The 5,959-nt window shown below is 63.8% G+C and carries 5 protein-coding genes; all 5 read left to right on the forward strand.

The features are described from left to right. The coding region (gene excA, locus QMM04_RS20235) for a plasmid IncI1-type surface exclusion protein ExcA (RefSeq protein WP_282996866.1) at nucleotides 1–504 on the forward strand (504 nt) is incomplete at its 5' end. 111 nt (nucleotides 505–615) lie between these two features. Further along, entirely contained in the window at nucleotides 616–1,830 is a 1,215-nt protein-coding gene (locus QMM04_RS20240) for a conjugal transfer protein (RefSeq protein WP_282996867.1), read from the forward strand. A 15-nt stretch (nucleotides 1,831–1,845) separates the two neighbouring features. Continuing rightward, entirely contained in the window at nucleotides 1,846–2,988 is a 1,143-nt protein-coding gene (locus tag QMM04_RS20245) for a thioredoxin fold domain-containing protein (RefSeq protein ID WP_282996868.1), read from the forward strand. After that, nucleotides 2,975–5,170, forward strand: a complete 2,196-nt coding sequence (gene trbC / locus QMM04_RS20250; RefSeq protein ID WP_282996869.1) for an F-type conjugative transfer protein TrbC — start codon at nucleotides 2,975–2,977, stop codon at nucleotides 5,168–5,170. The genes QMM04_RS20245 and trbC overlap by 14 nt, the downstream gene beginning before the upstream one ends. A gap of 80 nt (nucleotides 5,171–5,250) precedes the next feature. Next, complete coding sequence (locus QMM04_RS20255) at nucleotides 5,251–5,784, forward strand: phospholipase D family protein (protein ID WP_282996870.1); 534 nt, start codon at nucleotides 5,251–5,253, stop codon at nucleotides 5,782–5,784. Nucleotides 5,785–5,959: the final 175 nt, after the last annotated feature.

Here is a 5,959-nt window from a genome sequence, read left to right on the forward strand (position 1 = left end):
TATCTGTTTATCATTATTTGGGCAGGGATCATCATTCCATTAGGCTATCGTCGTTTCAGTATTATCCGTCGCCGTAGCCAGCTTAATAAGATGGTCGTGCTACTCACCAGTGACGAGCGTTTCAGCCCGCTTAAGCAGCATCAGGTGATGGATGCGGGCCGCGGCAAATACCTGGGCATCGATATTAAATCGGGCAACATTCTGTACATCCACATGGTGAAAAAAGGCGTCGTCGACGTTATCGGTCTCACCATGCGCGACTGGACAGATCGCGAGCTGGAAGACGGCACGCTGCGCCTGAACACCAAAAATCCTGAAGTACCGGTACTGAGCGTTAACGCGCATCCGACGGTGGCTAAGGAGCTGTTTGATACGCTCGGTGCGATGAGCCACAACTGCTACCCTGAATCGTTCCCCCAGGAGCCATGGCCACTGCACGTGAGTATCCAGAGCCGCTTCGTTGAGTTTGAACACGACGTGGTGGTTCCTCAGGCCAGCAACTGATTACTCCTGACATCCTGACGCTTTTCCCCTGACACCGGCCACCGCGCCGGTGTTTTCTTATCTGCAGTCCGGCGGGCTCCCGCGTCCGCTACCGCTTCCGGAAATGCTTACATGAATACCTATCACCCGAACGCCGCCGGCAGTAACGAGTCGGCAATGGTGTTGCTTACCTGTGGGCTGGTGCTCCTGCTCTGCTGGCTCTTTTTCGCCGACTTCGTGCGCTGGAGCTGCTGGTCCCTCTACTGGCTGTGGCGCCTGGCCGACTTCCCTCACATTCACCGCTATGCCGCGGAGCGCATCAACCTGCTGGCCTCGACCAGCAACGGTGCGGACTCGGTGGCATTCAGCGAATGGCGCGACGTCATGAACCACACGGCCGGCATCCTGTTTGTGCCCATGCTGCCCCTGGTCATCGTGACCAGCTGGGCGCTGGCGCGTCACCCGGCGCTGGGCTTTCGCAGCCGGCGCGCGATCGACATTCATTCACTGCCCCGCGTGATGGCCACCTTTGCCCCTTCGGTGATACCGGTCCTTTCCGGGCACCGCGGGGACGGCCTGATGAACGACACCACGCCGGAAAACGCCTGGGCGCAGAAGCCGGAGGAGTTTGCCGACGTGCACGGGCTTATTAAGCGCCGGGTGCTTGACCGCGCCGCAGCGACGGCCCTGTTCGACGCGCAGACCGGCCCGGCGATGATGCCTCCGGATCAGTGGCAGCCGCACGAGCGCGCGCTGCTGGCCATCTTTGGCCTGCAGGTCTTCTCCGGAGACCGTAAGGCGGCCACCACGCTGCTGGATGACCTGAACCGCTCGTGCGTCATCCGCCGGCCATTCCGGGCGCCCGAATTCCGCACGGTGCCCGACTGGCGGGTTGCAGAAAAGCACGTGGCGCGCGTGCTGGCCAGCCCGGGCGTGAGCGAATGGCTGAAGACGCACCGCACGGTGCGCTCCGCGCTGGCCGGACTTTACGGCCGCGACCTGCGCCTTCCGCCCGCACGGTTCCGCTGGCTGAAAGGCTGCGATCGCACGCTGTGGTACGGGCTGCACACCGCCGACACCGCCAAGGTGTTTGTGGAAGGCGCGGGGATCATCGCGCAGGCCCGCGCGGAGCAGCTGGCCGCCCGGCTCGGCCTGCCGTGCCCGCCACTGATGACCGGCGAGGCGGTCGACGGGCTGCAGCTGGAGCTCGAGTCACTCGGGCTCGTATACCCGCGCGACGTCCGGCCAAAACGCGCGAAACCGCAGCGCGAAATGCCGTTCCCTGACGCACTTTATCTGCCCGGCGAGGGCGAAGACGAATTTACTGACGGCGCCGTCGCGCGCTGAGACAAGGATATGACCATGACGATTTCACGCAGAGAGGGCCCGTTCGTGGCCGAAATTAATGGCGACCTGTTGAGTGCCCGCCGCGAAACGCCCGAAGAGGGACATGGAATGAACGGCGCGGTATTTCTGACCCGTGCCGTTTCAGCGCCGCTTTTTGCCCTGCCTCTGAAAGAGAGGCCGTGGTTCGTCATGCACGGTGACGGGCTGTACGCACAGAACGCCCGCGATGCGCTCGCGCCGCTTTACCGCGGTGACGATTCCGGCCAGCTGCTGTGCTGTATTACTGACCTTCTGACCATTGCAGAGAATAAACGCCTTCGCGAACGTAAACTGCGGAAGTTCGGCTATGCCCTGGCCGTGGCCGCCCTGACGGCGGGATGGCTGACAACAGTCGTGATGGCTTCCCGCCTCTTTACGCCCGAAAACCCGCAAATGCTCACTAAGGTGGATACCCGTACAGTATTTCATTCAGCGGACGGACCTGTACGCTATGCGACCGCCGAGCCGGGTGTCCGGACCGGGATGCCGTACCGCACTCATGAGCCGCAGCCTGGCCGTGCGGTTGTGCAGCAGTCCACGCAACCTCAGCCGCCAGCCGCCGCTGCCCCGGCCGACGGCTGGGACCTGCCGCAGAGCGTGCGCGCTGAGCTGCCGGCAAAACTCCGCAGCGCGGCATCACGCGCACTCTTCACCGTGCCGCTGTCTTCCGGGCACGCGCGCACCCTCTATGTCTTCGCCGATCCGGAGTGTCCTAACTGCCGTCGCATGGAGCGCCATTATGAAACGGCCGCGGGCATGGTTAACGTGGTGATATTCCCGGTCACCATCGAGGGGCGGGAGGCGTCACTGCAGAAGCTGACGCCGGTCATGATGCTGCCGGAAGATCAGCGCGCAGCCGCCTGGAAGCAACTGTTCGCCGCGGATGCCGGCATGGGCGTGCCGGGCGCCGCGCCGCGTGCGCCTGCCGCAGCGGATGACGCGCAGGCCGAGACGGCGCGCGGGGCAATCGGCGTCAACGAGGTGGCGTTCCGGGCGTATCGTCTGCCGGGTACGCCGTGGACGATTTCGGACGACGGGCGCTACGTGCCGCAGGGCGTGCTGAGCTCGCCGGCGGCGCTCACGGACTTTTTAAACGGAGGTGGCCATGACCGACAGTAACGCTGCGCTCGACCGCGCGCGCGTCAACCGGCACGCGGGGCGTTCGTGGATAATCGACGTGCTGAGCGAGACCGGCACGCTCGCCTGGGGAATGGCGGGCGCCGTGGGTGCCGGCATCGTCTGGCCGGCGACGCTGTTGCTGAGCCTGCCGGTGCTGCTGTTCTGGTCGCTGGTCGTGGCGCCCGCCGGCCGCTGGAAAATGCCGATGCGCATGCCGGCCGACATGAACCGGGAGGATCCGTCGACCGAGCGCAGGGTGCCGGCGAAGGTGCTGGGCTTTCTGCCGGTGGCCACCGTGCGCATTCATACCAGCCGCGCGGCCGGCATCCTGTACGCCGGCTATCTGCGCGGCAGGGACGCCGGGCGCGAGCTCTGGCTCTCGATGGACGACCTGACGCGTCACGTGCTGATGTTCGGCACCACCGGCGCCGGTAAAACGGAGACGCTGCTGGGCTGGGTGTTCAACGCGCTGTGCTGGGGCAAGGGCGTCATTTTCTCCGACCACAAGGCGCAGAACGACGTGGCGCTCGGCATGATGTCCATGGCCCGCCGCTTCGGCCGCGAGGACGACCTGCGGATGATGAACTTCATCACCGGCGGGCGCTCGCGGGCGCAGGAGCTGCTGGAAGACGTGAAGGGGCGACCGCAGACCAACACCACTAACGTGTTCGGCATCGCGCAGGAAACTTACACCATCAACCTGATGGACTCGATGCTGCCGAAAACCGGCAGCAGCGGCGGCGACTGGCAGGAAAAGGCCCGCTCCATGAACCAGGCGCTGGTGACCGCGCTGGTCTATAAGTGCCGGCGCGAGGGCACGGTGATGTCGCAGCGGACCATCCAGTCACACCTGCCGCTGCGTAAAATTGCCGGGCTCTACGTGCAGGCGGTTGAGGAGCAGTGGCACGAGGAAATCCGCGTGGCGCTGGAGAACTACCTCAGCACGCTGGCCGGCTTCGACCTGGACAAGGTGGCCACGCCGTCCGAGTGGGATCCGGAGGCGAACCGCCAGCACGGCTACCTGATGCAGCAGTACACGCGCATGCTGAGCCTGTTTAACGACACGTACGGCCACGTGTTTGCGCGCGACGCGGGCGACATCGACCTGCGCGACGTGGTGCACAACGACCGCATCCTGATTGTTCTGGTGCCGGCGCTTGAGCTCTCCGCGACGGAGAGCAGCACGCTGGGCCGGCTCTACCAGTCGCAGCTGGCCATGATTTTAAGCCAGGACCTCGGTGAGAAGCTGGAAGGGCGGCCGGAGGACAACATGAAGGTACGGAAATTTAAGGACCGGTTTCCGCTGCTCTGGATCATCGACGAGGTGGGCGCCGGCTACAGCGAAAAGCTGGGCGAGCTGGCCACGCAGATCCGCTCGCTGGGCTACTGCCTGCTGCTGGCCGGGCAGGAGGTGCAGCGCCTGAAGACGGCCGCGGGCGACGCGGTGTGGACGCTTATCGCCAACATGGGGGTGCGCATCACCGGCAAAATCATGGATCCGAAAGACACGCTGGAAATCCTGCAGCTGATGGCCGGTACCGAATACCGCGCGCACATGAGCGCGCTGGTACAGACGGGGAGCATCATCGGCAGCGGCCTGAACGACGATCCGCGCCTGCAGGTGAGCGAAAAGAAAAAGGTCGACGTTGAGGAGGTGCAGGCGCTGCAGGAGGGCGAAAACGTCACCCTGTTCCGGGGGCAGGTGGTCCGCGGCAGCTCGCTCTATATCGCCGACGCCGACAAGTTCACGAAGGAGGCGGTGCGCATCAACCGCTTTATGGAGGTGAATCCGCCTTCGGAAGCCCGGCTGCTGGCGACCATGCCTTACCGCCAGCGCCGCAGCTACGTGCGGGCCGACCGGGTGCAGCACATTCTGCAGGTGCTCGACGCGCCGCCGGGCGCGCAGGATACCAGCCTGCTGGTGCTGACCGACCCGGCGCTGGCTGCAGTCTGTGAATTTGATCTTGAATGTGCGTTCAGCTGGAAGCGATCGCCTGCAGCTGCAGTGCGTTCAGCCATCCTCTGGCGCATTGTAGGCACCAGCCTGCCAGCACGCGGCAGGGGATACAGGGTACGCCTGCGCAGCCCGCGCCTCATGGGGGCTTCACGGGAGGCCATTGACGAAGCCGCGCTGAATTACGTGCAGCTCAGGTCTGCACCGGCAGCGGGAGAGCGGGCCTGACCGCGTCCGGCTACCTCTCCTGCTTTATTCCCTTTCATGCATACTGCCGGCAGCGCGCCGGCACGGAAAAGAGAACAACGATGAAACTTACTTCAGCGGCGATCGCGGTGGCGATGTGCCTGACTTTTTCAGCCGCAGCGTCAGCCGACGCGCCGGCCATTGACGTCGGATTTTCACCGGAAGGCAGCGCGCAGCAGCTGGTCCTGCGCACGCTGGACAGCGCCCGGGAGAGTATCCGCCTGATGGGGTACAGCTTCACCTCTCCGGAGGTGGTCAGGGCGCTGGTTGCCGCCAGGCGGCGCGGCGTTGACGACAGGGTGGTGGTTGACGACAAAGGAAACCGCAGCAAAGCCAGCCAGGCGGCACTGAACGTGCTGGCCAACGCCGGCATTCCGCTGCGCACAAACGATCAGTACAAAATTATGCACGACAAGGTGATCGTGACCGACGGGCAGAACGTGGAAACGGGCTCGTTCAATTACACCCGCAGCGCGGCGGAATCGAACTCCGAGAACGCGCTGGTTGTGCGCGGCGTACCGGCACTGGCGCAGACCTACCTGGCGCACTGGCAGTCACGGTGGGACGGTGGTAAAGACTGGCAATCATCCTACTGACCAGCAGAAATAAGATTTTCTTCGCTTCCAGGTGAGATGCGCGCCAACGTATCTCACACCTCTGCATAAAGTTAAGTCGCTGATTTAAGAGATCTGTAGTATTCTCTGCCAAATTCTCTCTGAATTTAGTGGAGGAGGCAGAGATGTCGCAGTCAGTTAACGCAGTCACTTCCTC

This window comes from Pantoea sp. Pa-EAmG, assembly GCF_030024295.1.
Taxonomy (GTDB): domain Bacteria; phylum Pseudomonadota; class Gammaproteobacteria; order Enterobacterales; family Enterobacteriaceae; genus Pantoea; species Pantoea dispersa.

Bases quoted from the DNA above. Each gene is read 5' to 3' on its own strand.
- QMM04_RS20240 (WP_282996867.1), top strand. From the start codon at position 616: ATGAATACCTATCACCCGAACGCCGCCGGCAGTAACGAGTCGGCAATG.
- QMM04_RS20245 (WP_282996868.1), top strand. From the start codon at position 1,846: ATGACGATTTCACGCAGAGAGGGCCCGTTCGTGGCCGAAATTAATGGC.
- trbC (WP_282996869.1), top strand. From the start codon at position 2,975: ATGACCGACAGTAACGCTGCGCTCGACCGCGCGCGCGTCAACCGGCAC.
- QMM04_RS20255 (WP_282996870.1), top strand. From the start codon at position 5,251: ATGAAACTTACTTCAGCGGCGATCGCGGTGGCGATGTGCCTGACTTTT.